Source organism: Butyricicoccus sp. (assembly GCF_050872565.1).
Lineage (GTDB): Bacteria > Bacillota > Clostridia > Oscillospirales > Butyricicoccaceae > Butyricicoccus_A.
The window spans coordinates 1-1,936 of the sequence record NZ_JBNMHC010000392.1 but is presented as its reverse complement, the minus strand read 5'-3'; the positions used below and the strand labels follow the sequence as shown (position 1 = coordinate 1,936).

General features: G+C 49.1%; 3 protein-coding genes. 1 reads left to right on the top strand and 2 read right to left on the bottom strand.

Features of this window, described 5'->3' with window-relative positions; translation table 11 throughout:
• Both ACR0P9_RS11750 and ACR0P9_RS11745 read right to left on the bottom strand, forming a co-directional pair.
• On the bottom strand, positions 1-200 hold a 200-nt coding region (locus ACR0P9_RS11750), incomplete at its 3' end, for a flavin reductase (protein ID WP_432620369.1).
• Between the two features lie 126 nt (positions 201-326).
• Entirely contained in the window at positions 327-824 is a 498-nt protein-coding gene (locus tag ACR0P9_RS11745) for a GNAT family N-acetyltransferase (protein WP_432620367.1), read from the bottom strand.
• A gap of 170 nt (positions 825-994) precedes the next feature.
• Here ACR0P9_RS11745 and ACR0P9_RS11740 point away from each other — a divergent pair.
• Positions 995-1,936: efflux RND transporter permease subunit (locus ACR0P9_RS11740; protein ID WP_432620365.1), on the top strand; the 942-nt coding region annotated here is incomplete at its 3' end.

Genomic DNA, 1,936 nt, shown 5'->3' with positions numbered 1-1,936 from the left:
GTTGCACAAAATGCACCGGTCTGCTCGACAGCGGCTTCGGTCAGATTGTATTTGTTGAGCGTAACGGCAAATTTTGCCGGAGAAGACGAGGTGAGCTGCTGCAAGGAGTTTACCACACAGCCGCGGTACTTGCCGTCCTGCAAGCTGCCGACGATTGCAATCGAGTACGAGATGCTGTTGTATGCTTTGCGGTCGATCATAGAAATTCCCTCCTTCTGAAACTAGGAATGATTCTTGTTTATGTTTCTATCATACAGGAATTTCTTTGTGTTGTCTATGGTATAACAGACGAAATGCAAGAGGATATTTTGTGCATAGTGCATATATCAGGCGAATGTGATTTGATAAATACTTAAATCTAAGCATCTGCCGAATTTTCTGCCGCAATGGCGAATGATACCGCACAGGGAAAAGTCAAAAACCTCGTGCAGATGAATACTGACAGCGTTTTCGCTGGTAATGAGAGAGATCACCGTATCAATATCCGGTCGTTGTTCGGCAAAGGCGAGAATTTTTTGCATCAGCGCGTGACCGATGTGCTGTCCGCGAAAATCAGGGTGCAGATAGATGGACAGTTCAACGGCACCATCAAATGCCGGACGTTCTCGATAGCGGGAGAGCGATGCATATCCGGCGATGACCCCGTTTGTTTCATAGACGAGCAGCAAATATTTTCCCTGATGTGACTGAAACCAAGCAAGACGGTCGGCGTCATTGCGCGGAGATAGATCAAACGTCGCTGTGGAATGCAAAACAGCGTCGTTATAAATGGCTTGCAGCTGCGGCAGATCGGCAAGACAGGCTTTTCGGATGAGATTGGACATAAATCATGCCTCCTTTTGTCTGTCAGTGTATCGCAAAACCAACAGACTGTCCAGTGGGGTGTTTGTTTCCTGTCTCAAAAGGGAAAAATGGTTTGACGGAGGCCGTGTCGTATGCTACACTATGTTAAAACCGACCGGTCGGTCGGAAATCGGTTTACAGGAGGGACACAATGCCAACAATCAGCGTAAAGAAACCATTTACCGTTTTGGTCGGCATCATATTGGTGCTTGTGCTCGGTGTGGTAGCGTTTACCAAGATGACAACAGATTTGCTGCCGAATATGGATTTGCCGTACATGGTCGTCTATGCAACGGATCCGGGCGCTTCGCCGGAGTCTGTCGAAGGGGAAGTGACCAAGCCTTTGGAATCGGCACTCGGCAGTACAACGGGACTGAAGAATATTACGTCGACATCCAATGAAAATGTCGGTGTTGTCATTCTCGAATTTGAACAGGGAACCGATATGAATGCGGTCAGCATCGAGATGAGCAATACCATTGACCAGATTAAGGGAAACCTTCCGGAAAATTCCGGCACGCCGGTTATGATGCAGATTACGCCGGATATGATGCCGGTTCTCGTCGCCAGTGTCGATGTGGATGGCAAAGACGCGAAAGAGGTCTCTCAGTATGTCAGCGATGAGCTGCTGCCGGGCTTTGAGCGTCTGGACGGTGTGGCTTCGGTCAGCACGACAGGCCTCATCACGCCGGAAGTACAGGTTGTTCTGGATCAGGATAAAATTGATGCGGTCAATGATAAAGTACTGGCATCTGTGGACAAGAGCCTTGCCGATGCCAAAAAGAAGTTGGATGACAGCCAAGCACAGATAGATGATGCCAAGGCACAACTCAATTCTGGCAAATCCAAGCTGGACAGCTCGGCAGATGAGGCATCCAAACAGCTGGCGCAGGCGAGCGCACAGGTGGATTCTGCGACGGCGCAGCTCAATGCACTTCTGTCTCAGGAAACTACGCTCAAAGCCAATCAGGCGGCGTATCAGGCTGAACAGAAAGCCTTGCAGCAGTATGCGGATATGAATGATTCGGTCAACATGCTTGGCATTATGGTCGTTGCTTATGATTTTACCGGAACAGTACCGGAAATCAGCGGC

What these genes read in the sequence shown, in the direction of transcription:
- ACR0P9_RS11745 (WP_432620367.1), bottom strand. Translation starts at nt 824, where the DNA reads ATGTCCAATCTCATCCGAAAAGCCTGTCTTGCCGATCTGCCGCAGCTG.